The sequence below is a fragment of the Paludibaculum fermentans genome (assembly GCF_015277775.1).
GTDB classification, from domain to species: domain Bacteria; phylum Acidobacteriota; class Terriglobia; order Bryobacterales; family Bryobacteraceae; genus Paludibaculum; species Paludibaculum fermentans.
Genome location: NZ_CP063849.1, coordinates 1 through 25,746, shown reverse-complemented (window position 1 = coordinate 25,746; position 25,746 = coordinate 1). Strand labels below are relative to the sequence as shown.

Sequence of the window (25,746 nt, the reverse complement as noted above, 5' to 3'; positions counted from 1 at the left end):
CACCCCTAAGCCCGGCCTGGCCCCCAGAACTGGAACCAGATCACGTACGCGTAGAGCGCACCGGCCAGCCCCACCATCAGCCCCCACCACAGCAGCAGGCTCCGCGCCCCCTTGGCATAGGCCCGTTCGGACTCCGGCAGGTCCAGATACTTCCTTGACCAGATGATGCCGTCGACACTCGCCGCCGGCGGCGCGGGCGTCAGGTAGGACACCACCACCATCACCACCATGCACGTCGCCCACACCAGGAACGTGCGGTTCAGCCAGTTGTCGAAAGGCTGCAGGAACCAGACGTGCTTGAACAGCACATACTCCACCAGTGCCGTATATGGGAAGCCGAAGATCAGCACAAACGTCGCGGCCTGCGCCGTGGCCCGCCTCCACAGCACCCCCAACAGGAACACCACGGCAATCGGAGCCGCCACCCACGCGCCCACGTTCTGGATCACCAGGAACACACTATGCTGCCCGCGCGTAAACCAGATCGCCAGCCCCATCGCGAACGTGAGAATGAGGAACCCGCTCCAGCGCCCGACGCTCACCAGGTGCGCGTCACTCTTGCCTTTCCCGAAGAACGGCCGGTACAGATCCATCGTGAACACGGTGCTGCACGAGTTCAATACCGAGCTCAGGTGCGACAGCAGCGCGCTGGCGATGCCCGCCATCACCACGCCGCCCAGGCCCAACGGGACCAGCTCTTTCACCAGCCGCGGATACGCCTGGTCCGGGTCAGTCAAGCCCGGAAACATCTGGAACGCCACGATGCCGGGAATCACCACCAGGAACGGCAGCAGCAGTTTCATGAAGCCCGCGAAGATCACGCCCATGCGCGCATCCCACTCCGACTTCGCACCCAGGCAGCGCTGCACGATGAACTGGTTCGTGCAGTTGTACCAGATGCCGATGGAGAGAAACAGCGTGAACACCCCGAACCACGGATAGTTCGGATCCGTGATGGGGTAGATGATCTTGAACTTCGCCGGGAACTGGTGCATCAGGTTGACGATGCCGCCGGCGCGCTCCAGCCCCAGGTACGACACGATCAGCCCGCCCACCATCAGCACAACGAACTGCAGGAAGTCCGTCCAGGCCACGGCAATGAGCCCGCCATAAATCGTATAGCTGCCGGCCAGGATCGTCAGTCCGATGATCGTGACGAACGGGTCGAGGCCGAACATCCCCTGCAGTGCCTTCGCGCCGGCCAGCAGCACCACCGCCATCTGCGCGACAATCCACAACACCAGCGAACAGACGGCAAACATGTACCGGCATTCTTTGTTGTACCGGCGCTCCAGGAACTCCGGCATCGTGTAGATGCCGCCGCGCAGGTAATAGGGCAGGAAGATCCAGACCAGGGCCGAGAACGTGAACCAGTTCCCCCACTCCCACTGCGCCACCACGAAGCCCACCGCGTAGGCGGCGCCCACCATCCCGATGAAATGCTCCGTGCTGATGTTGGCGGCGATAATCGAGCCGCCGATCGCGTACCACGGCAACTGCTCGCCCGCCAGGAAGTAGTCCTTGACGCTCGCCTTGCGCCGCCGCGACACCCACAGGCCAAGGCAAATGTTCGCCACCAGATACAGGGCGAACAGCAGTTGATCCAGACGGCCGCCAAACATATGGATATCTGTCTCCAGGGCTCAGCTCAAGGAAACCCTATTGTCCGGGCTGGGCCCCCTGGAAACAAGAGTTTACGCCTCAATGTCCAGGATACTGGACAAATCCAAATCCAGAATGCTGGATCAGGCCGGCGCCTGGCCGTAGTCGCGGATCTTCAGCGACTCGCCGCCGCGCAATGCCGACTGGTGCGCAATGATGCCCGGCAGTGTATACGCAATCGCCTCCCACACGTTCACCGTGGGGTGCCGGTCTTCCAGCACGGCGCGCACAAACTCGTGCGTCAGGAAGGTGTGCGAATCCCCGTGACCGCTCTTCACCCGCAGGGGCTCGGGCAGCCGTTCCAGATAGTTGGCCTTCTTGTCCGCCAGCATCTCCGTCTCGCCTTCCGGATACCCGTTGGAGTCGAGCACGGTCTTGCCTTGCGACGAGATCCGCACGAACGTGTTCTGCGTACCCTCCGGCCGTTCCATCAGGTAGGACATGCGGTCTCCATAGAACTGTCCGCGCTCGCTGCCTGCCGCCGCCACGTGCCAGTACACCGCTACCCGCGCGGAGTGTCCCTTGGAGGTCTTGAAGAATGCGGTCTCGTTCCAGAACGGATTCTTATACTGGTTCGTCCGCAGCACCTCGTGCCCGTCGCCCCAGCCGACGGCCGTCACCTCCAACATCCGCTCCCGGATCACCGGGATAATCAGCCCCGTGCAGTGCGTCGGATACAGCATCGGCGGCAGGCCGTGCCGCCACGTGGGCAGCCCCCGGTCGTCGAACATCACCTTCATCAGGCCTTCGTGGTGATACTCGGCCTCGGAGTGGAAGATCGTCCCGAACTTCCCTTCCCCGGCCAGTTCCCGGCACGTGATCACCGGCTGCCGGTAGTAGCTGGTCTCCGCCATCATGTAGCGCAGCCCGGTCTTCTTCACCGTATCGAGGATCTCTTCCAATTCCTCGACACTCAGGCCGGCCGGTACGGCGCTGATCACGTGCTTGCCCGCCTTCATCGCCTCCACCGCCATGAACGCGTGCAGCGGAGCCGGCGTGAATACCGCCACCGCATCCAGGTCGGGATGCTTCAGGAACTCGCGGAAGTTCTTGTAGGTGTTCGTGCAGCGGTAGCGCTCGGCCAGCAACTTCTGCTTCTCCGGCAGCAGGTCGCACACCGCCACCACCTTGCAATCGGGATCCAGGTGCCAGAAGAACGTGTTGCCGAACCCGCCGCCCACCACGCCGATGCGCAGTTGCCCGCTGGGGCGCGGTCCGGGCGCGGCGTGCAGCGCGGGCGATGCGGTGGCCGCCACGCTGGCGGCTCCGGCAACACCCAGAAATCCACGGCGGGAAACGGTGGGTTCGCTCATTACTTTTTCAACTCCCCAATCACGGCATCACAAGCTTCCAGCGTACGATCGACATCGGCCTGCGTGTGGCTCAGGCTCAGATGATTGCGCTTCAGGTTCATGGGCAGCTTGAAGATGCCCCGTGACACCAGGCGGCGCCGGTACTCGATAAAGAAAGCCGCGTCGTTGCGGTACAGGTCAGTGAAGCTGCGGATCGGTCCTTCCATGAAGTAGGTCAGGAAGACCGACCCGAATCCCGCGACTTCCGCCGTCAGGCCGCGCCGCGACGTGATCTCGCGCAGCCCCGCCCGCATGCGGTCGCCCAACTGGAACAAATACTGGTGCGACTCCGGCTTCTCCAAGACTTCAATAGTAGCCAACGCCGCCGCCGCGCCCACCGGATGTCCGTTGAACGTCCCGGCCCAGAACACATCGCCCCCGGTCCGCGTGTTGAATCTGTCCATCAGGTCGCGCCGTCCGGCCAGCGCCGCAATCGGATACCCGTTCGCGATCGCCTTGCCCAGCGTCGTCAGGTCCGGAGTCACGCCGCAGATCTTTTGGTAGCCGCCCAAACTGTGCCGGAAGCCGGTGATCACTTCGTCGAAGATCAGGATGGTGCCGTGCTTCTGCGTCAGCGCCCGCAGGCCCTCCAGGAACTCCTGCCGCGGCATCACGCAGCCGATGTTGTGCGGAATCGGCTCCAGGATCACCGCCGCGATCTGTTCCGGATTCTTCTCGAACACCTGCGTCACTTCGTCCAGGTTGTTGAACTCGCAGACAAACGTATCCGCCAGCACCGCCGAGTGCGACCCGGCCGACAGCGGATCCCGCTGGCCCAGCTTCTCCTTCGGCGTGATGACGTTCATGGCCAGGGCATCGTGGAAGCCGTGATAGCACCCCTGAAACTTGATGACCTTGCTCCGGCCGGTCACCGCGCGCGACAGGCGGATCGCGTGATACGTCGCCTCACTCCCCGAATTGCACAACAGGGCCTTGTCCCCCGAAGGAATGTGCTGCACGATCTTGCGCGCCAGTTCGATCTCCAGCGGCCCGATGCCGACGCCCACCTGATCCGTCTCCTCGATGGCGGCCTTCACCCGCTTCGTCACCGCCGGATGGCTGTGCCCCAGGATCGGCGGGCCGAAGGCTCCGTGATAATCCAGGTATCTGGTTCCGTCCATGTCGTAGAAGTACGCGCCTTCCGCGCGCACTGGCACCAACCGCGGCTCCACGGCTCGCAGCGAACTGTTCACCCCGCCCGGAATGAACTCCATCGCCTGCTCCAGGTGCTGCTGTTTCGCGATGAGGCAGTCGGTTTCAATCACTTGATCGATGTTGCTGGTCGACACGATACTGGTTCCCTCACTTGTGAATCACGTTGATTATCAAGCGCAATAGCGGCAGCATCAAACCAGCATTGTGGATTGTCCAGATGCCTGGACGAAAACGAGGCCACCGTTCCAAGGCCGGTCCTCCCTTGCCGTGATAGAATCCGGCTTCAGGGACACGAGACCGCCCAAGAGCCCTGAAGCCGCCCCGTCATTGGCAGAAAGGTCCTGTCTCAACCGTGTCTGATCCCCGTTGGCGCTTCGCTCTTCTTCTCCTCACCAGCACCCTTCTGCGTGCGCAGTCCGGCTCTACCGGAGCCCTGGAAGGCACGGTCCTCGATGCCGCCGGCGCCCCGGTGCCGAACGCCTCCATCACGATCCACAATCCAGCCACCGACCAGTCCCTCACCGCGACCACCGACGAAAAAGGCGGCTTCCGTTTCTCTCTGCTCGAGCCCGCCACCTACGAGATCACCTTCACCACCACCGGTTTCAAGACCGCCCGCATGCCTCAAATGGCCATCAGCGTCTCCGAAATCCCTGTCCTGGAAGCAACCCTTGAACCCGGCAATCCGGCCGAGTCCATCGACTGCCACTGCAAAGTCACCGCCGCCGCCCCCTCCACCGGCACCCTGATCGACCGCAAGACCATCACCGCCGTCCCCCTGAATACCCGCAACTTCACCCAGGTGCTCTCCATGTCGTCCGGCTCCGCCGCTGGAGTGAACAACGCCGGCACCCTGGGACGCGGCTCCTCCAGCGTCAACATCAACGGCAACACCACCGCCGGCGCGTACACCATCGACGGCGCCTATTCCCCCAGCACGGTGCCGAACCCGGACACTATTTCGGAGTTCAAAATCCAAACATCCCAATATGACGCCGGCTATGGAGCCATGGTCCCCAGCACGAACCTGGTCACCCGGCGCGGCGAAAACGAGATCCACGGCAATATGTGGGAGTTCCTGCGCAACGACATCTTCAACGCGAACTCCTACTTCCGCGGCTCCACCGGGCAGGACAAACCGAATCTGAAGCAGAATCAGTTCGGCGCAACTCTGGGCGGACCCGTCCGCCGCAACAAGTGGTTCTTCTTCGGCTCCTACCAGGGCACGCGCCAGGTGAACGGTATCGACCCCACCTCCATCGCCAACCTGATCCTGCCCCCGTTGGGGAACGACCGCTCCGCCTCCGCCCTGGCCGCCCAGTTCTGCCCTGGCAATCATTCGAACCCGGCCGCCTATCTCTCCTTCGCCGGCGGCCGGCAACTCGACTGCAACAACCAGAACACCGGCACCACCGCGGCGATCAGCCCCGTCGCCCTGCGCCTGCTCCAGGCCAAGGCAGCCGACGGCAGCTACTTGATCCCCATCCCGCAGACCATCATGACCTCGGGCTCCAATGCCGGCCTGGGCTTCTCGGCCTACAGCCAGCCCTCGTTCTATCGCGAGAAGCATTTCCTGGCCAACTCGGACTACGTCCTTTCGCCGAAGCACACCTTCTCCGGCCGCCTCTTCACGGCAACTGTCGACCAATTGCGGACCTTCGGTTCGCCCGGCGGCTATCCCGGAGCGCCGGTTGTCCCTGGCTGGGGCGCGAACCAGGCCCTCACCGCCACCGATATCGCCACCAGCGGGCGCCTCACCTCCAACCTCACCGCCAATCTGGTGAACGAAGCCACCTTCGCCTTCACCCGGAATAACACCGATGCCGTCGCCCCAAATCTGCCGAAGGCCTCCGATTTCGGGATGACCGCCGTCGACCCGCTCTTCCCCCATCCGCCCGAAATCACCGTCCTCGGCGGCCTGGGCACGTTCCGCCTGTTCGGCACCAACCCCAACGACAACCACTTCAAGACGGTGACCAACTCGGTGATGGACAATCTCTCGTGGGTCCATGGCCGTCAGCGGATTCGAGTCGGGGGCGCTTACGTGAACCAGTACAACGGCCGCGCCGACACCGGCGGAGCCCGCGGCAAGCTGACGTTTCAGACCTTCGCCGACTTCCTGCTCGGCATGAACGCAGCCGACAACCTGAGCCCAGCCGGCCGCAGCAACATCCAGACCGTGCAGGCCAGCGAGGGCGTCGGCCAGTTCGGCGATGTCGAGTATCACTACCGCCGCCACTACGGCTCCGCCTACTTCCAGGACGACATCAAGCTCAGCCCGCGGCTCACCGTCAACTTCGGCCTGCGCTGGGAGTTCATCGGCCCCTCCTACGACACCACGGGAACCATCGGCAATGCGTCATTGGCGTTGCTGCGCCAGACCGCCATTCCACCGGCCGACGGCACCCTGGCCGGCAACACCGTATCGGCGAACTACGACCCGAACCTCGTCAATCCCTATACTGGCAGCCCCTTCGGACCGCCACCGCAGGGCGTCATCGTGCGGCCCAACAGCAGCTTCTACGAGAACGGCACCCCGCGCGACCGCCTCGCGCCCCGCACCGGCTTCGCCTGGCATCCCTTCGGCGCCTCCAGCCGCCTGGTCCTGGGCGGCGGCTACGGCTGGTTCTACCAGACCCCCACCTTCAGCGCCAATGCCGCCACCGCGCCCCTGTTCACCGCCGTGCCGTTCGCCCAAAGCTTCACCAACAGCGACGCGAGCAACAGCCAGTCCACCTTCCAGCAGCCCTTCCCGCAGACCACCCTGGGCTACGTCCCACGCACCCTGACATCGCAACTGTCAGACCGCCTCGCGGGTCCCGAGTACAAATTGCCCCGCTTGCAACAGTGGAACTTCAGCGTGAAAACGCGCCTCACCCAGGCCATGTCGTTCGATCTCGCCTACGTCGGCTCGCGAGCCGGAGACCTGCTGTTCTCCCACGGCATGAACCAGTCCGTGCTGGCCGGCCCGTCCAACCCCGTGAACTGCGGTTACGACGGCGACTCCTCCCACTGCATCACCACCAACACATCCAAGAACGCGAAACAACGCGTCCCCATCCTGGGCGAGACGCCCACCGCACTCGTCTTGAGCGAATTTGGAGCCAAGTCGTGGTACCACAGCATGCAAGCCACGCTGCGCGGCCGCACCGCCCGGGGGCTGACGTTCCAATCCGCCTACACGCTCTCGAAGGCGATGAACAATACCAGCGTCTTCAACGACCAGAACAACCTGGAGCTGGCGAAGGCCCGCGCTTCGTTCGACCGCACCCATCGCGTCATCACCAACTTCGACTACAACCTGCCCGCCTTCCTGGGCACCCATGGCTTCCGCGGCAGCCTGCTCAGCGGCTGGTCGCTTTCCGGCATCGTGGTTCTCCAGAGCGGCCTGCCGATGACCCTGACCGATCCCAACGGCGGCTCCGTCTACGGCCGCGCCGGCACCTCCACCGTTACCCTCTGTCCCGGAGCCACCTACAGCCAGCTCGTCACCCCCGGCGGCATCGGCCAACGGCTGGATCGCTGGATCAATACCGGCGCGCTCTGCTCCGCCGCCGCCGTCGGCTCCGACGGTTCCACCGGCTACGGCACCGCCGGACAGAGCATCATGAATGGCCCGGGCCAGGTCAACACGGACTTTTCGTTGGGGAAACGGACCCGCGTCGGCGGATTGCGGGAAACGGCTGAACTCGGTTTCCGCATGGAGTTCTACAACGCCATGAACCACCCGCAGTTCTCAAACCCGGGTACGACCCTGGGCACGGCAAGTTTTGGCGTAATCACCCAGTCGGCCGTGGCGCCGAGGTTGATCCAATTCGGCCTGAAGTATCAGTTCTAGGGAGTCCGGGAAACGCGGCAGCGTCAGGCGACCGGTTCGAGGATGGCCGACATCGAGCCCTTGCAGTTGGGCATGCGCCAGTCGGCGCCGTATCCGTGGATCTGATCCCGCGCAAACTCGGCAGCCGGCTTGTCGCAGGTCATGACGATGGTCCGGCCGGTGGAATCCACTTCGACGGCGTTCCCGTAAGCTTCTTCCACTGTCTTAAAGAACAGCCGGCAAAGCATCTCGATCACGTAGTCGTACGTGTGGTCATCGTCATCCAGAAGGACGACGTTCCACAGAGGGACCAAATCCTGTTTTTCTTGTTCGCTCGACTCCGTACCCGGAGTGGGCGCAGCGAAAGCCATGTTCGACTAACTAGTCTCGCATGCTTGGCGCCCGCCCGCGAGCGGAGGAGCGCTTCAATTTGGTGACAACGGGAACCTGGGCAGGGCCGCTGCGGCCGCCCCGCGGTTCGGATGCCCATTGACCCGGGTGCTATCCTGGAGTCGTACGAGAAGGAGGGGGCGTAACGGCTTCGACGGGATGATTTCGTTGTGATGAGGCGTGCCGGGTTCCGAGCTCCCGTAAAACGATCGGAAAACCAAAATTGCCAATCAGCAATTTGCATACGCTGCCTAAAATTTAGGTAGCCGCTCGCCGCAATGAGCCTGCGCGTTGCGGGCCGAGCGTCATTTTGCAGGATAGGCTGTAAGCCGCCACCTGAGGCTGTAAGTCGAGATCAATCAGGCTGGGCCGTGTCTCTTCTTGCCGGTTCTGAGAGTACGGTCGAGAAACTGAATCGGAAACGCACGTAGTTCTTGTCATGGCGGGCCATTTCGGACGCGGGTTCAACTCCCGCCGCCTCCACCAGCCTTCGCCAATCCTTCGGCTGGCAAGCCGAAGAATTGACGAAGGCTGTCCGCCGTAGCTCCAAGAGCGAAGGCGGACTCTAACTCAAAGCGCGAGCGAGGACTCCTCCTCCAACCCAATCCAGCCGCAGTCCTGGAAAACTAACTCACGTGAGCGTCTCCATGCACTACGTCTACCTCCTCCAAAGCCAAACCCATCCCAACCAGCGTTACATCGGCCTAACGTCTGACTTGAAATCCCGCCTCCAAAAGCACAACGAAGGCGGCTCCCCGCATACTTCCCAATACCGCCCCTGGTCCCTCCAAACCTACGTCGCCTTCCAAACCCGCCCTCAAGCCGCCGCCTTCGAAAGCTACCTCAAATCCGCATCCGGCCGGGCCTTCGCCAACAAACGCCTCTGGCCATAACTATCGAGTGCGATGAACTTGAGGCGGTAGAGGTTTGATCTCCGACATCCTCGGTGCGACAAGAGGAACCGGCGGGCCCCAATCGTCCACGATGAGGCAGTTGTGCTCAAGCTTGCAGCGGATCTCGGGCGGCATCGGCGGCAGGGACAGCATCCTCTGGATGGAATCCGCCGTGAACAGAGTCAGCACGATCGCCACAATCGATCCGGCAATCCATTGAGAGCGTCGGGCCGATTTCAAGTCACTTCGATCCAGCAGCACGCACTATTCGACCCCGCCGCCAACCAACTGGTTCCGAATACCAAGTCTCTGGCCCGCGCATTCGTCTCCCCCCCACCCGAGACAACACCAGTCAATCAGGTATAGAATTCTGGTTACCAAGGCCATGACAACCAGACGCCAGATACTCCAGAGCGCGGTCGCGCCGATGATCGTCCCCAGCTTGGTGCTCGGCCAACGGGCCGGGGCCATTGCGCCGAGCGACAAGATCACCTTCGGCGGCATCGGCATCGGCTCCCGCGGTGCCCACGTCCTCAGCAAGCTGCTCAACGTCGAGCAGGCACGCTTCGTCGCCATCTGCGACGTGCGCAACTCCCGGCGCGAAACCATCAAGTCGACGGTCGACCAGAAGTACGGCGACCATGGCTGCCAGATGTACTCAGACCAGTACGAACTGCTGGCCCGCCAGGACATCGACGCCGTCCTCATCGCCACCGGCGATCGCTGGCATACCCCGCTCTCCATCATCGCGGCCCAGCACGGCAAAGACGTTTACTGCGAAAAGCCCTGCTCCATGTCGATCGAAGAGAGCTGGGCCCTCGGAGCCGCCTTCCGCCGCTACAACCGCCTCTACCAGGCCGGCTGCCAGCGCCGCAACGGCGCCAATTTCCAGCTCTGCAAAGAGCTCCTGAAGTCCGGAGCCCTCGGCAAACTCCAAGCCCTCTATGCGAATGTCGGCCCGTCCGTGAACTGGCCGCCGCTGCCCAGTCGCGACTGGCTCGCCGCCGAGGAACTGCCGCCCAAACAGGTGCTCGACTGGGATCGCTGGCTCGGCCCCGCGCCCTGGCGTCCTTACCACTCCTCCTACGTCACCGGCGGCTGGCGCAACTTCTACGACTTCCATGGCGGCGGAATCCTCGAATGGGGCTCCCACACGGTCGACCTCTGCCATTGGGCCGCCGACTACGACGACACCCAACCGGTGGAGTACGAGCCCGTCGGCACCAACGTCGGCCCCTACCAAGTGAACTGCCGCTACGCCAACGGCGTGAAGCTCGTCATGCGCGACAACGCCTGGGACGGCGCTCTCAAGACCGGCTCCTGCAGCTTCCGCATTGAAGGCGACAAGGGCTGGGTCGAGACCGGCGACGCCACCAGGATCGAGTGCTCCGACAACATCCGCCCGCTGCTGCGGCCCACGGAGTCGGCCGCCCTCGCGCTGGAAAACCACGTAAAGGAACTGGTCCGCTGCATCAAAACGCGCCAGGCCACCAGCGCCAGCGCCTCCGCCGCCGCCAATTCCCACGTCACTTGCCATGCGGCCTTCATCGCCTATCAGCGCGGCAAGACGCTTACCTGGGACACCACGAAGCACGAATTCACGAACGACGAGATTGCGAACCGGATGCGGTCCCGCGCCCTGCGCGAGCCGTGGCGAGTCTGAACGAAGGAGACACACCATGCAGCAACCTACACAACCCGCGCCGGCAGTACCCGCCGCCAAGCCGAAGCCGCCTGAGCCGCCGCCCGAGTTCCAGGAAGGCGCCATTGCCACCATGGACGCCGCGGGCCTCCTCCGCATCGTCAGTGACGCGAAGTCCACTGAGTTTCAGAAGGCCAAGTCCTGCGTGCGGCTCGGCGAACTCGGAGCCAAGGAAGCGATTCCCGTGCTTGCCTCGCTGCTCGGCGACGAGCACCTGAGCGTCTACGCCCGCTACGGCCTGGAACCGATGGCCGACCCGTCCGCCGACGACGCGCTCCGCGCTGCCCTCACCAAGCAGAAGGGGGTGCGCCTGATCGGCGTCATCAACTCCATCGGCAAGCGCCGGGATGCCAAGGCAATCCCGGCCCTCGTCAAGTTCATGCACGGCCCCGACGTCGACCTCGCCCGCGCGGCGGCGTCGGCCCTGGGCTGCATCGGCGGCGAAACTTCCGCCAAGGAGCTACAGGCAGCTCTCTCCAAGACGACCGGCACGACGCGGGCGGCTGTCGCCGACGCCTGCCTGGTCTGCTCGGAACGGCTGTTAGCCGAGGGCAAGCGCGACCAGGCCCTCGCCTTCTATGCCGCGCTCAGCGCCACCGATCTACCCAAGCCGGTGCGCCTGGCGGCCATGAGCGGCATCATCCGGGAAGAGACCCTTTCCGTGAAGCCGCGCTAAGCCAGCAAACCCTCGATCGAACCTCAGCCGCCCCCGCCCATCCATGGTGTGGGGCGGCTGAATGTTTTTGGAGCCCACTCCTCACTGCCCTGCCCTGTTCTTCCACCGCGGCTGAACCGGAGCACGTGGGTCGCTCCTCGCCGCCAAGCTGGAGTGCAGGCGCTTCGAGGGCACATAGGCGAGGTACTGCATCTCCCGGCGAGCGTCCTCCGGCCCGGCTTTGGACAACGCCGCAATGGGCGGCCGGCCCACCTGATACTGCCAGTCCAGCCGAACATAAGAGTCCTTACCGGTGGCCGCATCAAGCGCCAAAGGCACGCCATTCTCGACGCTCAGCAAATAGCGGCCAGGCGCCAGGGTCAGAGCAAAGAAGTGACCCTGCTTGACCTCAGCGGCCACCGACCCGCCGCAGGACACAGCAATCCACGACCGCGCCTCCGTCTCCCGACGGGCATACACGTAGACTCGCGCCGGGTCCTCCGCCAAGCCAGGGAGCGACGCAGCGAGGAGCAGGCACACCAAAGCTTTCGGCCGGAAAACCATGCGTCCATCCTGGCACCCTGCCCCGGGAGTCGTCCAGTTCAGCAGGCGGCGGACTACCGCTGGCTCGCTTCCCCAGCCACCACCCGCCGGATAAACTCAGCCGACCGGTTTCTGGGCACGGTCAGGGTATTCCAGCGGTCGCAGCCCAGGTGCTTCGCCAGCAGGACAATCTGCCCGACATGATAGGAGTAGTGCGCGATCTGCCGGTTGATCGCCTGCATCACGGAATGGGGTTCGCCTCGAATGGTGATGGTGCGCGACAGGTCTTCGTCCGAGAGTGGCTCCAGCGCCTGGAAGAGTTGGGCCCAGCCCTCCTCCCACGCCTGCATCAACGCTGCCCGCGTTTCCGGAGGATTCTCAAACTCTGTGTCCCGGTTCCGGCTTGGCTTCTCGCCGTCGGAGGTCAGGAAATCCGACCAGCGGGATCGCATGTTGCCGGCCATGTGTTTCACCACGATGGAAATGGAGTTCGCCTCCGAGTCGAGCACGGTGAATAACTGGTCGTCCGCGACCTGGTCCATGGCGCGCTCTGCCAGCTTCTTGTAATAGCGGAACAACTCCAGAGATTCCTTGAGATAGGAGGTGGTGAATTCCAGGGCCATCCCACTATTCTAAGGTCGGCACGGCTTCACCTTGGCGCCGGCTCGACTCCGAACTTCGGCGGCTTCGCTCCATCGGCGACCTTCGCCGCCGCCGCGTACGTCAGCCGGATCACCTTCTCGAACTTCGGGAAATTCAGCTTCTCCACCGTGTCCGACGGCTCGTGATAGCCGGGATGGAAGCCGCCGAACAGCCAGACCGCCGGGATGCCCTCCGCCAGGAACGGCAGATGATCGCAGCGGAACAACGCATTTAGCGAATGGTCCCGATCGAACTTCGTGTCCAGCACCAGCCCGGCGCCGCGATTCTCCTCTTGGATCACCTTCAGGAGATCGGCGCTGTACATGGCGCCTACCAGGTTCAACTCGTTGCTCGTATCCGCAGGGATCTTCAGCACTCCTTCGCTCTGCGGGATGTGCGCCTCGTCGCGGCCGATCATGTCCAGGTTCAACACCGCCCGCGTTCCGGCGAGCGGCCGCAGGGGATGCGCCGTGTAGTAGAACGAGCCCAGCATCAACTGCTCTTCCGATCCGAAGACGACAAACAGCAGGCTCCTCTTGGGACGCTGCCCGCTGGCCGCAAACATCCGCGCCAGCTCCATCACCGCCACGGTGCCGGACGCGTTGTCGTTGGCGCCCGCGTAGACCTTGCCGTTCTGCGTACCCAGGTGGTCGTAGTGCGCCGTGATCAACACTGTCTCCGACTTCAATACCGGATCCGAGCCCTCCAGTAGTCCGGCCACGTTCAACGAGACGCCGCGGTGCATCTCCGCATTGCCGCTGGCCAGCTCGATCCTCGTATCCGGCAGGTCTGCGGATTGCGGCCGCAACCCCGCCTCGATCGCCCGTTGCCGGTCAGCGGGCTGGGCGAGCAACTCCGCGAGCGCCTCATCCGAGATGGAGAACACCGGGATCTGCGAGTCGTCGTCCAGCGACTGCGGCGGAGCATTCGCCCGCAGCGGCTGTCCCTGCGTGGTTCCGCCAGGCGTTGGCTCGAGTAACCCGCGATGGCTGCGCACGGGCTCACTCGCAACCAGCACCGCCAGAGCTCCATGCCGCCGGGCATTGGCGACCTTCGTCGTGCGGCCCGCATGCAGCGTATGCCCCGTTCCGTTGAACACCGCCCGGGGATCGTCTTCCTTCGGCTCGTGATCGAAGATCAGGACGATCTTGCCCTTCGCCTCAATCCCGGCATAGTCGTCGTAGCCATACTCAGGGGCCGTGATGCCGAAGCCCGCGAAGACCACCGGACTCGGACCGATGCGCACGTCTCGGCTGAACGCGCCCGTGAAATCCGCACCCGGCGTCCATTCCTTCCGGACCCCGGCGCGTATCATCCGCAACGCCCGCTTGCCCGAATCGGTCCGGTAGGCGACCAGCGGAAACTCCTGCAGATACGAGCCTCCAGCCCCGGGCGCGAGCCCGCTTCGTTGAAAGTCGGCGGCGATGTAGCGAGCCGTAATCTCCGCCTCGTGACTCAGCGACACCCGGCCGGCCAATGCGTCGGAGCACAGGAATTCGAGATCGGCCCGCAACCGGAGGCTTTGCGGGCTCTGACCCGCCAGTTCCAACGTCAGGCAGGCAGCAAGGATCGCGAGGCGCATGGATCAATTCTGACGCATCTGCATTAGGCTGACCCGCTGGGCCGGATGAAGTACAGTACGTAGGCATTCAGGTCGCGGATCCCAAACTGGCGCGCGTGGTAGAACGTGTCGTTAATGCCCTCTTCAAACCCGGCGCCCGCAGTCCCCGCTGCCAAGCCCAAGCCGCCTGAGCCGCCGCCCGAGTTTCGGGAGGGCGCCATCGCCACCATGGACGCTGCGGCCCTCAACCGCAGATGGCCGATCCGTCCGCCGACGATGCCCTCCGCGCCGCCCACTCCAAACTGAAGGGCGTCCGCCTGGTCGGCGTCATCAGCTGCATGGGCAAACGCTTCGATGCCAGAGTGGGCCCCGCGCTCGTCAAAATGATGCACGGCCCCGACGCGGCATCGCCCGGGCCGCCGCGGCCGCCCTCGGCAGCATCGGCGGTGAGGCTTCCGCAAAAGACCTGAAAGCAGCGCTTTCGAAGACGACAGGCATGACAAGGGCGGCGGTGGCGACACTCAGCGAATAGCGACCTGGCTTCAACTGGAGAGCGAAAAGGTACCCTGCTTCAGTTCGGCCACCACGCTGCCGCCACAGGAGGCAGCAGTCCATCGGCGCGCCTCGGTCTCCCGCGGGGCATAGACAAAGACTTGCGCGGAGTCCTCTGCCCTGCCGGGCAGCGGCACAATCAGGAAGTCGACGGCCAGGGCCGCCAACCGGAGTGTCATTCGTTCATCGTGGCGCTGCCGCCCGCTCGCCCCTAGGGCACCTGGTAGCTGCCAACCTCCTGCCAGCCCGAATCCCTCTGAAGTTGATCCATGGAACGCAGAAAGAGCTTGTTAGCGCCGCTCATACCGGGTTTGAGTGTCAAAGGGAAATTCAAGGCCAACGTGTCCGGGGAGTCTGAGACGAAGGCAGTGGAAATATCGAGCGAGCACGCTGAACTGTCTAGCGCCAAACCGGGCACGCCCAGCCGCGCAGGCCCTAGGAAGAAGCCGGTATCGGATGAGTACAGCCAGAACGATTCAGCCGCCCGGTCATAATGCACCAGGCAGAAAGGCCGGTTGCCGCCGCTGGGGTCGACCGCGATCAGGAACTGGTTCCAACCGGATGGCATGCCTGCGTAATTTGTACCCTTCTGGCTAAACGTCAGATTGAACCTCTGATTGGAAGGGCCGCCGGAGAACGGATTCGCAAAGGGCACCGGGTTGGCTATGGCAACCTGTGTCCAAGTCCCATGCTCCGTCCAGCCCGTATCCCGTTCCTCCATGTCCAGCGCCCGCAGATACATCTTCCGGGCGCCTGTCGCTTTGAACAGGAGGTTCAAGCTCAGCTGAAGCCTTGCTCCGTTGGTCGACACCCTTGACACCCCCGTGGCCAGCGCGCAAGCGGAACCCTGCAGCGCAGCCGAGGCGACACCCGGCTGGACTGGCCCCTGAAAGTACCCGGCCACATCGGAGTAAAGCCAAAAAGCCCCGCCCTGCACGTCATAGTGAACAAAGCAGAAGGACTCTCCACCTCCATCGGGCGCCACCGCGAACAGCACCTGCACCCAGCGCAACGACTGAGCGCCTCGTGCGCCTTGAAAGACCGCTTCAAATACGCTGTGATAGGCCTGTCCATCGTGAGGCGTGATGCCAATGGTCCTGGTGCCTTCCGCGGCGCTGACAAACGTGGCGGTGATGTTCAGCGGTTTTGTGATTGTGACGGTCTGAACACTCAGCGGTCCGGCCAGATCTCCGCCGAAGGCGCTGAAGCTGGCAACCGCGGACGGGATCGCTGAGATCACTACCTGCGAGCCTGCGTCAAAATAGCCATCGCTGGATGTGCCGCCGGCCAGCGGCACCGCGGTGACGGTCCCCATTCCCGAAGCCGGCGCCGCGGCAACATCCACACGGTATTGAGTCTTGAAGCTCGCGGTAAATGTAGCCGGCCCGGACGGAACCGTGATGGTGTGCGTCGCCGCGCCGCCATCGCTCCAACTGGAAAATACCTGCCGCACACCAGACCCAGTCGCCTGCGAGGGCAAAGCGCTTACAGTGTGCGAACTGCCCGGCAGCCATGCGAAGGAGTGTGGCGTCTGGTAGACCTGCCCGTCCACATTCACCTGCAGCTGCGCCGGCGCGGTCGTTACGATGTACCCCGACCCCGGGCACATCGCCAGAGTCGTAAATAGCGGGAGCGTCGTGTCCAGCTCCGCGAACCGGGGTACCGCCGCGGAATCGCTCGCTGAGGAGTTACTGGAGACCGGCGCGAAACCCATCGTCACCTGGGCGGTGCCCAGGCCGACTGAATTCGCGGGAAAAGAGACAAATACGGGGAATTGCAGGAATTCAGTGAGGGTAGAGTTCGCGGACAGCACCTCCCACACCGCTTCCGCGGTTCCGTTGGTGATCGTCAGGGCAGCAACCGGGATGCCGTTCAGCGTGTCCGTCGCCGGCACCGGGGTGAAAGCCCCTGTGGAGGAGGACACCAGCCTGGCCAGTGGCAAATCGTCCGAGTATGTCCTGAGCTGACCGTTTCTGAAGTTGACGGGAGTGGTAGAGACGTAAAGGGTAACACCCGCTGGAAGATTGCTGAAGGATCCACGAATCCTCGTTCCAAATTCCGCCAGGCCGGCCTTATTCATATCGTACGCGGGCGGGAAACTTGGATTGTAGAAGCCCGTCTCCGTGCTGTAGTAGAACCCCGGAGAATTCTGTGGGATCGGAGCCGGCGAGGATTCGAATCCTGTCTCCGCGGCCGTAGTGCGCGGCCTGAACAACGGAGCGGCGCCAAGCTGCTCAGAGAAACGCAGAAATGCGAAACGCTGCTGCTGGACTCCAAGGCAATTGGGAAACTCGACGCCTGTCGGACCACTTAAGATCGTGTCGCCGCTGGCGTCCACGAGCTCGGCTTTCAGAGTCGCCTGCGCATACCCGATAATCGTCGGAGAATTCGCAATGGAAGGCCCCGTGGAAGCCGCCACCGCCTCGATCGGCACCGGCGCGGATTCGGAGGCGTTGCGCAGCAGGGAGGCATCCACCCGGATGTTCGTGATCGTAAACCGGCGCACTCCGCCCGGGCCGGGAGGATCCAGCGGGATGCCCGCGAAGGTGATGCCGTTCGCCGACAGCACCTGAGCCTGGAACACATTGGCGCCGCGCGAACCGCCCACCCAGCCGCAGGCCGCGGCATCCGTCGAGCACGGCAACTGCTGCGCCGGCTGCGGCAGATCGATCAACAGCAGGGATTCCGTGTGAGTGCCCGTGGACCGGCCCGTGTAATTCGTATTGAAATACACGCGGATATCGATCAGGGGCACGGCTTGGCCCACCGGAGTCGGCGTGCCGCCCGTGCAGGCAATTTCCAGGTCCCCCGCAAGAGCCGTGATCTCCGAAGTGTTCAGACGCGGTACCGCCGTGGAATTGGCGACGCATTGGAGAGCCCCATTCTGTCCAGACACCGACAGAATCGTGCCGAATATTAGCCCAGCCACGCGGCAGCCCTGCCGCAAGCCAGCCGGAATCTCATGCCTTGCGTTCATTGAGCACCACCAGAAATGGATCATTGCACCTCGCGTCGACCAGGCGCGAGCAATAGATCTAAGATAGTACGCCACGGCGACGGCTGCAAATCCAAATCCATCCATATATGACGGAATGGATAATGTATATACTCGCCAATTAGCGGACGGCTCAAGCCTGATGCCCAGTTGAAGTGAGCGATTCGAGATCGGCCCTCAAGCGGCGGTTCGCATGTGCCCTAGGTTGAGCCGCTGGGCCGGATGAAGTACAGCACGTACCCGTTCAGGTCACGGATGCCGAACTGCCTTGCGTGATAGAAGGTGTCGTTGAGGTCCTCTTCGAACTCAATGCTGAACGGGCTCGTGTCGCCGGCCAGAGCCGATTGGGCGGCCTGCAACTGCCTGGCTTTCAGCGTCTGGTAGATCTCGTCGATCCGATCCGTGTGCAGCCACAGACTCACGTCGTGCGGCCCGGACTTGCCATGCAGGTTGAGCATGATCTCGGCCTCGCCCAGCCCGACCATGCCGAAGTTCACCACCTCGTTGTACTCGTAGCGGCCCAGTTCCTGGAAGCCGATGGAAACATACCAGTCGAGCGCCGCCGCGACGTCCGGAACGCTGATCAACGGAACGACGCGCTTCACGGAGCCTACCAGCTTCGCCATCTCCGCGCGGAAGTCCGCTGGCGGCACCGCCTCCGGCTGTTTGGCGCCGGCCGCGTGCAGGCGGCTCATCGCCTCCCGATCGCCGCGCAGCATCGCCATGTTCATCGCGGTCTGCCCGCTCTTGTCGGTGGCCTCCAGGTCCGCTCCGAGTTCTATGAGCAGTTCCAGCAGGTCCCGGCGCTTGCGGTTGATGGCGAAGTGAAGCGGGGTCTGGCCGTTCTCGAAGGGCGACATGCGACGGTCGAGGGCCTCTGGATTCTCTTCCACCAACTTCTGGATGAGCTGTGGGTCGCCAACGGTGATGGCGGAGAAGATGTGGTGCTTCGCACCGCGTTCCAGCAAGAGCGGCAGCACGTCCCGCGGGTTGTCGCCGGGCTCGCACAGGCACGTGGCCCAGCCGATGACATCCATCGCATGGTCGTCGCCGAAGCCGTGGACGTCGCCTCCTGCATCCAGCAAGGCGCGGACGACGTCCAGGCAGCCGCGGGCGGCAGCCCAGTGCAGCGGATAGGTGTCGTCGCCCGTCTCTCGCGCATTCGGGTCGGCACCCCTGGCGAGCAGCAACTGCACCGCGTCCAGGTGTCCACGGACGGCGGTGGCATGCAACCCAGTCGCGTTGTAGCGGCGCGGGTTGCGGGCGGTCACCAGTCCGGGTTCATTGGCGAGCAGGCGGGTGATCACTTCCGTGTCGCCCTGGTCGCAGGCTTCGAAGAACTCCTCAGTGGCCTTCGTTAGCCGAGATTCGACCTCGGCCTTCAGGCTCCGCCAACTGGGGAACCCGTGGTCGCGGGCCACGGCAAGCAGCGCACTGGCCAGCTTCGCGTGCGGATCGGACCGGCGCAGCTCCGTCAGATGTTCCTTGGCCAGCTTTTTGAGGTATTCCAGCGAGGGGCGCTCGGGGAGTTGGGCATTCGGCATAGACACCTTCCTTCCATTTCGTGCCCGGTGTCCGCGTCTCTCGGGCTGGAAGTCAGGGTCTCTGACCTGGCAAAGCACTTGTGGGGTGGGTTCGACCCTTTACGCGGACCGTGGGCCGCCCAAACGGCCTTGCGAAGGATTCTACCATGGCTGGCATTTCCGACATCCCTCTCCCTTTCCCGACTTGACGCGCACGTGGGCCAGGCAGAACAATGGTCGCGGATACCTCATTTTTCCAGCCTCCTCATGCCTACCCGTCGCACTTTTCTGACTACCGCCGCGGCCCTGCCTGCCGCGTTTGCCCAGCAGGGCAGTTTTGCCAGCCGCCGGCCCGCTGCGGCCGATCGAAAGTTCACCAGCGCCGCCGTGGAAGAGACGATTTCGACGGTCAGCAAAGCCATCGCCGATCCTGAGCTTGCCTGGCTGTTCTCCAACTGTTTCCCCAACACGCTGGACACCACGGTCCGCTACAGCGAGAACGGCGGCCAGCCCGATACGTTCGTCATTACCGGCGACATCAACGCCATGTGGCTGCGCGACTCCACGGCGCAGGTCTGGCCGTATCTGCCTCTCGCCTCACGCGACCCGAAACTGAAGTCGCTGCTGCGGGGCGTCATCCGCCGCCAGGCGCAGTGCGTCCAGATCGATCCCTACGCCAACGCCTTCAACTTCGGACCGACGGGCAGCGAGTGGGCCAAGGATCTGACCACGATGAAGCCCGAACTGCACGAGCGCAAGTGGGAGATCGACTCGCTGTGCTTCCCGGTCCGGCTGGCGCACGCCTATTGGAAGTCCACCGGCGACGCGTCGTGCTTCGACGCCGAGTGGCGCAAAGCCGCCGCCCTGACCGTGAAGACCTTCCGCGAACAGCAGCGCAAGACCAACCGCGGACCGTACAAGTTCCAGCGCTCGTCGCCGGTCGCCTCGGACACGATGCCGAATGGCGGCTACGGCAATCCTGCCCGGCCGGTCGGCCTGATCTATTCCGGCTTCCGTCCTTCTGACGACGCCTGCGTCTTTCCCTTCCTCGTACCCTCCAACTTCTTCGCGGCCCAGTCGCTGACGCAACTGGCCGAGATCCATGCGACCGTGCTGTCGGACTCCGCCTTCGCGAGTGAGTGCAAGGCCTTCGCCCAGGAGATCCGCGAGGCGTTGGCCAAGTATGCCGTGGTGGAGCACTCCGTCCATGGCCGCATCTACGCGTATGAGGTGGACGGTTACGGCAGCCGGCTCCTGATGGATGACGCAAACGTGCCGAGCCTGATGTCGCTGCCGTATATCAACAGCGTGGCTCCGCATGACCCCGTGTACCTGAACACCCGGAAGTTCATCCTGAGCTCCGACAACATGTTCTACTACCGTGGCAAGGCCGGCGCCGGGCTGGGCGGACCGCACAGCGGGCTGGATATGATCTGGCCGTTGGGCATCATCATTCAGGCCATCACGACCGAGGACAGCAAGGAGATCGCGGCGTGCCTGGCGACGTTGAAATCGACCCATGCCGGCACGGGCCTGATGCACGAGTCCTTCCACAAGGACGATCCGGCGAAGTACACCCGGAAGTGGTTCGCGTGGGCCAACACGATGTTCGGTGAACTGATCCTGAAGGTCCACCAGACGAAGCCGGGCCTGCTGCGCGGCTAGTCTTTGACAATCTCCATCGACCGGACGAGGCCGTCCCCGAACCGGTAAACGTGCTGGATTGTCGAGTCGGCCAGCAGCTTGCCTTCCTTGTCGTGGACCACTGAGTGGACATCGACAATCAGGGATCCTTGCTCGCCGGCATGGAAGCCAACGGGTTCCACGATGGGGTCGAGCACGGCCCACTGGCGAATCCAGTAATCGCGTACGGCGTCGCGCCCCTGCAGGCGCCCGCCTTCCCAGCCGTTGGGCCAATCGACATCGGGGTGCATCGCAGCGAGAACGGCCTCGATGTCGCGGCGATTGAAGGCCTCATACATCGTCTCTAACCGGGACTGCTCTGTTGCCGGCATGGTGCTCCTGTTTCCGAGGAGTCGACTACATCCCTCTGCCTTGAAGATACCAGGGATAGGCGGCGCTTCCCAACGCGGACCGTTGTCGATACACTGTCCGCTCAGGTGGAGAACTCATGAAACTGGCGGTCTTTGTCTTCATTTCCCTATCAGTTAGCGCGCAACCGGTCTACGATCTGCTGATCAAGGGCGGGCACGTCGTCGATCCGAAGAACAACATCAGCCGGCTGATGGATGTCGCCGTGGCGAACGGGCGAATCGCTGCGGTCGCGCCGAACATTGACCCGGCAACGGCCAAACGCGTGGCTTCCGCGGCCGGGCTCTACGTGACACCGGGCCTGATCGACATGCACGTGCATGTCTATGCGGGCACGGGGCTGAAGTCGTTGACCGGCGACCTGAGCGTGTATCCGGATCCGATCTCGTTCCGCAACGGCGTGACGACCATGGTGGATGCGGGCACGTCGGGGTGGCGGAACTTCCCGGACTTCCGGCAGCGCGTGATCGACCGGGCGAAGACACGCGTGCTGGCGTTCCTGAACATCGGCGCGGTGGGCATGGCGCCAAAGGGTGAGAACAATCCGGAGGACATGGATCCGAATGAAGCGATCCGGGTGACCGAGGAGAACAAGGATGTCATCGTGGGCTTCAAGGTCGCGCACTTCCCGCATGGCGGTTGGCTCGACATCCAGAATGCCGTGAAGGCGGGCAACGCGACGAAGCGTCCGGTGATGGTCGATTTCGGCACTACCGATGCGGACCGGAACATCAGCACCCTGCTGCTGGACAAGCTGCGGCCGGGCGATATCTATACGCATTGCTACTCGGGGCGGCGGCTGGAAGTGCTGCCCGGCGGCAAGTGGAATCCCGTGATGCAGGAGGGGCGGAAGCGGGGTGTCCTGTTTGATCTCGGCCACGGCGGAGCGAGCTTCTACTGGCCGGTGGCGCTGCCGGCGATCCAGGAGAAGTTCTTCCCGGATACAGTGTCGACGGACCTGCACATGGGGAGTATCAATGCCGGCATGAAGGACATGATGAACGTGATGTCGAAGATGCTGGCCCTGGGCCTGCCGGTGGATGACGTGATCCGGTTGTCCACCTGGAATCCGGCGAAGGAGATCCAACGGACGGAGCTCGGCAACCTAGACGTGGGCGCCGAGGCGGATATCGCCGTGCTGCAGGTGGAGAAGGGCCACTTCGGTTTCCTGGACGGCGCCGGAGCGAGGTATCCCGGCACGCAGCGCTTTGTGGCGGAGCTGACGGTGCGGAAGGGCGTCGTCGTCTGGGACTTGAACGGGATCGCGGCGCCGGACTGGAAGGACTACTCGTACGGGAAGACCCTGAAGGTATTCGCACAATGAGGTGGAGCAGACTGATGGCCACGCTGTTGTGCGCGGCGAACCTGGTCTGCGCCGCTCCGGGATTGGTGGACCCGCAACAGGGTCTCATTGCCTATTGGCCGGAAGCCAACGGGAAGACTGTCGGACTGCTGAAGGAGTTGGGCGTCAAGACGCTCATCTCGACAACGCCGGAGGCGGCGACTGCCGCGAAGGCGGCGGGCATGACGCTGCTGTTCGAGGCGTCGGCGGGCGGATCGATTGAGGCGCTGGCGGCTGCGCTGGAGACGGCCAAGGCGGCGGGCTACGCGGGCGCGGCGGTCCAGGCGGTGGGCGAAGCGGCGGCATTCCAGGCGTTCGTGAAGGCGCAGGCGGGCTTCGTCGCGGTGGTCTACCTGAAGCCCGAGCAGCTCGGCTGGGCTGTGGCGCCGGCTTTGGCGGTGTTGCGGAGCGGGGTGTGGCCCGGGATTGCGCCGCGGGATCCGGGTGCGTCCGGAGCTACCGAGGCCGTGTGGCTGAACGCGAACGCCTCGCTGGTGGCGTATCTGCGGGCGATGTACCCCAACCGGCCGGCGGTGCTCGGCTACCGGCCGGACAAGGATGCGGGCGTACCAGAGACTAGGAGTCTGCCGCCTCGGGCAATGGAGGTTGTGCTGGCGGACGCGTACGCGGCGGGGGGCTATGTGGTGCTGTCCGTCCCGGAGAGTTTCCGGAAGGGCCTGCTGGCGGGCGAAGCGCGGATGACCTCCGGCTGGAAAGAACTGGCGAAACTGGCGGCGTTCCAGGCGGCCCACCGGGAGGTGGTGCAGAAGCCGGGGTACGCCCGAACGCTGGTGATCGCGGGCGACCTGGAGCAGTCCGGCGAGGTTCTGAACCTGGCGTACCGGCGCAATCTCTGTCCACAGGTGGTGGCGGCGTCCCAGGTGCCGGCGCTGTCCCCTGCGCAGGTCGATGTGGTGGTGGCGGCGAATGTTCCTTTGCCGGCCCCCGTGATTGCGAACCTGAAGCGGTTTGCGGCCGCGGGCGGCACGGTGCTGGCGGCTCCGGCGGAGGGGGACAAGACGCGGTGGTGGACGGGCGGCCGGAAGATCGAGTCAGAGGAGGAGCGCGACAAGTACGCGCTGGGGCGCGGGCTGGTGTATGGCTATCATGACCCGGTGCTGGACCCGGGCACCTTCGCGCTGGATCTGAAGGACGCCTATGCGGAGAAGAGCGCACCCACGGACGGGCCGAAGAACCTGGATGTGCGGCTGTGGGCGGCGGACACGATCCAGGTGGTGCTGCACCGGACCGGGCCGAAGCAACTGGCGGCGGTGCTGACCTCATATGGCAATCCACCCAACCACGACTTCCTGATCAGCTTCCGGGGGCGGTACCGCAGCGCGTCGATGATCGACCCGGCGCGGCCGGAGAAGCAGCCCCTGACGCTGATGCCGAGGACGGGCCGGATGGAGATTAACTTGAAACAGGCGGGCCGAAGCGCCATTATCTACCTAGAGGAGCTTGGGCGATGACTACTTCCCGACGGGAGTTTCTAGCCTCCGCAGCCGCTGGGACTCTGCTGCGACAGGCGCCATATTTCGGCCTGCATTCCTTCATTGAGGCCAACCCGAAGGCAGTGTTCATCCGACGGACGAAGGTGCCGCAGAAGATGGACTCGGCGCGCAAGCTGCAGGAGGGCCTGCAACTGGCTCGTGAGATCTTCGTGCCGAAGCCCGAGGGCGGGATTCCGATCAGCCACAAGATCCTGCTGAAGCCGAACATCACGAGTGTACGGAGCCGGCGGCCCGATGTGGACAACTGGGGCACGGGCACGGATCCGGACTTCTACGAAGGCCTGATCCTGGGGCTGAAGGAGCTGGGCCTGAAGCGGTTCCACTTTGCCGAGGCGAACCTCTACTACGGCTGGCACTACCGCGGGTTCATGGACATTCACCAGCGGCATGGGGTGCGATCGAATGAGCCGGAGCAGCGGTTCGACACGAAGCGGAAGAACCCGGACGTGGTGTGGAGCACGGTGCCGGACGCGGTGGTCTATAAGAGGATCCCGCACTTCGCTCCGACGAACGAGAGCGATACCTGGCTGCTGAACATCGCCAAGTGGAAGGGCCACAGCATGTGCCTGACCCAGTCGGTGAAGAACGAGCAGGGCCTGGTGGTGCTGCCGTATGTGCGGTTCTGTCCGGGCTGGTCGATGGTGACCGGCTGTCCGGACCACATGAAGGAGAACATCGCACAGAACGTGGAGCGGCGGGTGGAGACCTTCTTTGAGAACCACCGGCGGATCGGGTATGAACGGTACAACGTGCCGGAGGAGCAGAAGGTCTCGCCGATCGCGCAGGAGATCTGGGCGCACAAGACCTGCGACAACCAGAGCGTGCTGAAGACGGGCCTGTCGATGATTGAGGGCATCTATGGCCGCGATGGGGACGGCTTCGATATCGGCAACGACTACCTGACGAACCTGGTGATGTTCGGCAAGGACAAGTTCCGGCTGGACCTGATCGGGCTGTGGCTAGGCGGGCATGAGCCGGGGAATGTTCACCTGTACCGGATCGCGAAGGAACGCGGGCTGTCGGATACGTTCAATCCGTGGGACGTGCCGGTGTATGAGTGGGTGGACGGGCGGGCGGTGCCCCGGAAGTTGAGCGACTTCCCGAGGACTCCGCTGAAGAGCCCGTACCTGGTGAAGGCCGGCGAGGAGATGCTGCACCTGACGGCGGAGCGGTTCGACTACGACAAGTACAAGGTGTGAGGGGGTGCCAGACCAGGGGGTCCGGCGCGGACGAGGGCGTCCGCCCTCCTCCGGGGTTGGCTGCGGTGGGCGGTGCTTGGTGCTTGACCGGGCAGAGGCTTGACTGCGATCCGTTCTACGACTGAGGGGGCCAGACCAGGGGGTCCGGCGCGGACGAGGGCGTCCGCCCTCCTCCGGGGTTGGCTGCGGTGGGCGGT

The 25,746-nt window shown here is 63.9% G+C and carries 20 protein-coding genes and 1 other RNA gene; 9 read left to right on the top strand and 12 right to left on the bottom strand.

All coding sequences use genetic code 11. The features are described from left to right. Positions 1–5: 5 nt before the first annotated feature. From IRI77_RS00105 to IRI77_RS00095, 3 genes are all read right to left on the bottom strand, one after another. Positions 6–1,622, bottom strand: a complete 1,617-nt coding sequence (locus IRI77_RS00105) for an SLC5 family protein (RefSeq protein ID WP_194450066.1) — start codon at positions 1,620–1,622, stop codon at positions 6–8. Positions 1,623–1,745: 123 nt separating this feature from the next. Beyond that, positions 1,746–2,975 carry a Gfo/Idh/MocA family protein gene (locus tag IRI77_RS00100; RefSeq protein ID WP_194450065.1) on the bottom strand — a complete coding sequence of 410 codons (1,230 nt, stop codon included), beginning with the start codon at positions 2,973–2,975 and terminating at the stop codon, positions 1,746–1,748. Continuing rightward, positions 2,975–4,303 (bottom strand): aspartate aminotransferase family protein, encoded by a 1,329-nt coding sequence (locus tag IRI77_RS00095; protein ID WP_228486528.1) that lies wholly within the window; start codon positions 4,301–4,303, stop codon positions 2,975–2,977. Before IRI77_RS00095 ends, IRI77_RS00100 begins: the two co-directional genes overlap by 1 nt. A 218-nt stretch (positions 4,304–4,521) precedes the next feature. On the opposite strand from IRI77_RS00095, the gene IRI77_RS00090 reads away from it, so the two are divergent. Next, the gene (locus IRI77_RS00090) at positions 4,522–8,007 is read left to right on the top strand and encodes a carboxypeptidase-like regulatory domain-containing protein (protein WP_194450064.1); all 3,486 of its coding nucleotides are present in this window, start codon (positions 4,522–4,524) and stop codon (positions 8,005–8,007) included. Between the two features lie 23 nt (positions 8,008–8,030). Here the strand turns inward: IRI77_RS00090 and IRI77_RS00085 are convergent, their stop codons facing one another. After that, the gene (locus IRI77_RS00085; RefSeq protein ID WP_228486527.1) at positions 8,031–8,300 is read right to left on the bottom strand and encodes an ATP-dependent Clp protease adaptor ClpS; all 270 of its coding nucleotides are present in this window, start codon (positions 8,298–8,300) and stop codon (positions 8,031–8,033) included. 212 nt (positions 8,301–8,512) lie between these two features. Between IRI77_RS00085 and ssrA the strand changes: the two genes are divergently transcribed. From ssrA to IRI77_RS00065, 4 genes are all read left to right on the top strand, one after another. Next, positions 8,513–8,862: a transfer-messenger RNA gene (ssrA, locus tag IRI77_RS00080) on the top strand. A 161-nt stretch (positions 8,863–9,023) separates the two neighbouring features. Continuing rightward, positions 9,024–9,269 carry a GIY-YIG nuclease family protein gene (locus tag IRI77_RS38515; RefSeq protein ID WP_194453520.1) on the top strand — a complete coding sequence of 82 codons (246 nt, stop codon included), beginning with the start codon at positions 9,024–9,026 and terminating at the stop codon, positions 9,267–9,269. A 385-nt stretch (positions 9,270–9,654) separates the two neighbouring features. Next, positions 9,655–10,932: a Gfo/Idh/MocA family protein gene (locus IRI77_RS00070; RefSeq protein WP_194450062.1), complete on the top strand. Its 1,278-nt coding sequence runs from the start codon at positions 9,655–9,657 to the stop codon at positions 10,930–10,932. Positions 10,933–10,948: 16 nt separating this feature from the next. Continuing rightward, positions 10,949–11,647, top strand: coding sequence for a HEAT repeat domain-containing protein (locus IRI77_RS00065; RefSeq protein WP_194450061.1), 699 nt, complete (start codon positions 10,949–10,951; stop codon positions 11,645–11,647). Positions 11,648–11,728: 81 nt separating this feature from the next. Here the strand turns inward: IRI77_RS00065 and IRI77_RS00060 are convergent, their stop codons facing one another. From IRI77_RS00060 to IRI77_RS00030, 7 genes are all read right to left on the bottom strand, one after another. Continuing rightward, positions 11,729–12,190 carry a hypothetical protein gene (locus IRI77_RS00060; protein ID WP_194450060.1) on the bottom strand — a complete coding sequence of 154 codons (462 nt, stop codon included), beginning with the start codon at positions 12,188–12,190 and terminating at the stop codon, positions 11,729–11,731. A 53-nt stretch (positions 12,191–12,243) separates the two neighbouring features. Further along, entirely contained in the window at positions 12,244–12,792 is a 549-nt protein-coding gene (locus IRI77_RS00055; RefSeq protein ID WP_194450059.1) for a DUF1572 domain-containing protein, read from the bottom strand. Between the two features lie 26 nt (positions 12,793–12,818). Next, positions 12,819–14,393, bottom strand: coding sequence for a M28 family peptidase (locus IRI77_RS00050; protein WP_194450058.1), 1,575 nt, complete (start codon positions 14,391–14,393; stop codon positions 12,819–12,821). A 23-nt stretch (positions 14,394–14,416) separates the two neighbouring features. Continuing rightward, positions 14,417–14,764: a hypothetical protein gene (locus tag IRI77_RS00045; RefSeq protein WP_194450057.1), complete on the bottom strand. Its 348-nt coding sequence runs from the start codon at positions 14,762–14,764 to the stop codon at positions 14,417–14,419. A gap of 150 nt (positions 14,765–14,914) precedes the next feature. Continuing rightward, complete coding sequence (locus IRI77_RS00040; protein WP_194450056.1) at positions 14,915–15,103, bottom strand: hypothetical protein; 189 nt, start codon at positions 15,101–15,103, stop codon at positions 14,915–14,917. A gap of 32 nt (positions 15,104–15,135) precedes the next feature. Continuing rightward, positions 15,136–17,901: an InlB B-repeat-containing protein gene (locus IRI77_RS00035; RefSeq protein ID WP_194450055.1), complete on the bottom strand. Its 2,766-nt coding sequence runs from the start codon at positions 17,899–17,901 to the stop codon at positions 15,136–15,138. 218 nt (positions 17,902–18,119) lie between these two features. Next, positions 18,120–19,463: an ankyrin repeat domain-containing protein gene (locus tag IRI77_RS00030; protein WP_194450054.1), complete on the bottom strand. Its 1,344-nt coding sequence runs from the start codon at positions 19,461–19,463 to the stop codon at positions 18,120–18,122. Between the two features lie 246 nt (positions 19,464–19,709). On the opposite strand from IRI77_RS00030, the gene IRI77_RS00025 reads away from it, so the two are divergent. Then, positions 19,710–21,107 (top strand): glycoside hydrolase family 125 protein, encoded by a 1,398-nt coding sequence (locus IRI77_RS00025; RefSeq protein ID WP_194450053.1) that lies wholly within the window; start codon positions 19,710–19,712, stop codon positions 21,105–21,107. On the opposite strand, the gene IRI77_RS00020 is transcribed toward IRI77_RS00025, so the two are convergent. Then, positions 21,104–21,457: a nuclear transport factor 2 family protein gene (locus IRI77_RS00020; protein WP_194450052.1), complete on the bottom strand. Its 354-nt coding sequence runs from the start codon at positions 21,455–21,457 to the stop codon at positions 21,104–21,106. The genes IRI77_RS00025 and IRI77_RS00020 overlap by 4 nt on opposite strands. Before the next feature lie 116 nt (positions 21,458–21,573). Here IRI77_RS00020 and IRI77_RS00015 point away from each other — a divergent pair, with 116 nt between their 5' ends. From IRI77_RS00015 to IRI77_RS00005, 3 genes are read left to right on the top strand one after another with little or no spacing between them, the layout of a single operon-like run. Beyond that, a complete protein-coding gene (locus IRI77_RS00015) occupies positions 21,574–22,818 on the top strand; it encodes an amidohydrolase/deacetylase family metallohydrolase (protein ID WP_194450051.1) in 1,245 nt (414 codons plus the stop codon). Continuing rightward, positions 22,815–24,308, top strand: a complete 1,494-nt coding sequence (locus tag IRI77_RS00010) for a hypothetical protein (protein ID WP_194450050.1) — start codon at positions 22,815–22,817, stop codon at positions 24,306–24,308. The genes IRI77_RS00015 and IRI77_RS00010 overlap by 4 nt, the downstream gene beginning before the upstream one ends. Beyond that, complete coding sequence (locus IRI77_RS00005; RefSeq protein ID WP_194450049.1) at positions 24,305–25,549, top strand: DUF362 domain-containing protein; 1,245 nt, start codon at positions 24,305–24,307, stop codon at positions 25,547–25,549. Before IRI77_RS00010 ends, IRI77_RS00005 begins: the two co-directional genes overlap by 4 nt. Positions 25,550–25,746: the final 197 nt, after the last annotated feature.

What these genes read in the sequence shown, in the direction of transcription:
- IRI77_RS00055 (WP_194450059.1), bottom strand. Translation starts at nt 12,792, where the DNA reads ATGGCCCTGGAATTCACCACCTCCTATCTCAAGGAATCTCTGGAGTTG.
- IRI77_RS00050 (WP_194450058.1), bottom strand. Translation starts at nt 14,393, where the DNA reads ATGCGCCTCGCGATCCTTGCTGCCTGCCTGACGTTGGAACTGGCGGGT.
- IRI77_RS00100 (WP_194450065.1), bottom strand. Translation starts at nt 2,975, where the DNA reads ATGAGCGAACCCACCGTTTCCCGCCGTGGATTTCTGGGTGTTGCCGGA.
- IRI77_RS00035 (WP_194450055.1), bottom strand. Translation starts at nt 17,901, where the DNA reads ATGAACGCAAGGCATGAGATTCCGGCTGGCTTGCGGCAGGGCTGCCGC.
- IRI77_RS00025 (WP_194450053.1), top strand. Translation starts at nt 19,710, where the DNA reads ATGCCTACCCGTCGCACTTTTCTGACTACCGCCGCGGCCCTGCCTGCC.
- IRI77_RS00015 (WP_194450051.1), top strand. Translation starts at nt 21,574, where the DNA reads ATGAAACTGGCGGTCTTTGTCTTCATTTCCCTATCAGTTAGCGCGCAA.
- IRI77_RS00010 (WP_194450050.1), top strand. Translation starts at nt 22,815, where the DNA reads ATGAGGTGGAGCAGACTGATGGCCACGCTGTTGTGCGCGGCGAACCTG.
- IRI77_RS00070 (WP_194450062.1), top strand. Translation starts at nt 9,655, where the DNA reads ATGACAACCAGACGCCAGATACTCCAGAGCGCGGTCGCGCCGATGATC.
- IRI77_RS00040 (WP_194450056.1), bottom strand. Translation starts at nt 15,103, where the DNA reads ATGACACTCCGGTTGGCGGCCCTGGCCGTCGACTTCCTGATTGTGCCG.
- IRI77_RS00060 (WP_194450060.1), bottom strand. Translation starts at nt 12,190, where the DNA reads ATGGTTTTCCGGCCGAAAGCTTTGGTGTGCCTGCTCCTCGCTGCGTCG.
- IRI77_RS38515 (WP_194453520.1), top strand. Translation starts at nt 9,024, where the DNA reads ATGCACTACGTCTACCTCCTCCAAAGCCAAACCCATCCCAACCAGCGT.
- IRI77_RS00030 (WP_194450054.1), bottom strand. Translation starts at nt 19,463, where the DNA reads ATGCCGAATGCCCAACTCCCCGAGCGCCCCTCGCTGGAATACCTCAAA.
- IRI77_RS00020 (WP_194450052.1), bottom strand. Translation starts at nt 21,457, where the DNA reads ATGCCGGCAACAGAGCAGTCCCGGTTAGAGACGATGTATGAGGCCTTC.
- IRI77_RS00005 (WP_194450049.1), top strand. Translation starts at nt 24,305, where the DNA reads ATGACTACTTCCCGACGGGAGTTTCTAGCCTCCGCAGCCGCTGGGACT.
- IRI77_RS00105 (WP_194450066.1), bottom strand. Translation starts at nt 1,622, where the DNA reads ATGTTTGGCGGCCGTCTGGATCAACTGCTGTTCGCCCTGTATCTGGTG.
- IRI77_RS00065 (WP_194450061.1), top strand. Translation starts at nt 10,949, where the DNA reads ATGCAGCAACCTACACAACCCGCGCCGGCAGTACCCGCCGCCAAGCCG.